Origin of the sequence: Bacteroides caecigallinarum (assembly GCF_016901995.1) — a bacterium.
Taxonomy (GTDB): Bacteria; Bacteroidota; Bacteroidia; order Bacteroidales; family Bacteroidaceae; genus Phocaeicola; species Phocaeicola cellulolyticus.
In genome coordinates this window covers 1-237 of sequence record NZ_JACJLE010000213.1, presented here as the reverse complement: position 1 = coordinate 237, position 237 = coordinate 1, and the positions used below count along the sequence as shown (strand labels likewise).

At 45.6% G+C, this 237-nt stretch carries 1 protein-coding gene; it reads right to left on the bottom strand.

The genetic code is table 11. The features are described 5' to 3' along the window. Positions 1-237, bottom strand: a 237-nt coding sequence (locus H6A61_RS15680; protein ID WP_204394822.1) for an AAA family ATPase, incomplete at both ends; no start/stop codon positions are given.

The following is a 237-nucleotide window of genomic DNA, read 5'->3' as shown; positions in this document are numbered from 1 at the left end:
CCGCCGTAGCATACTCCCTCATCAGCTTCTTCAGGTTATATCCGCATCCCTTCATCAGCTCCACTAGGAAAGTAGGCGTACCCGTCTCGAACCAATAATCACCAAATCTCTTTTTGGCAAAAGTATTCAGTATGCTGAACGGGTTATAAATATCCACACAATCCTCGTTGAAGTGATACCCGTCATACAGTTCCTTCAGTTTCGCTTTCGCTTCCTCCTCAGTCATATTATTGGCGG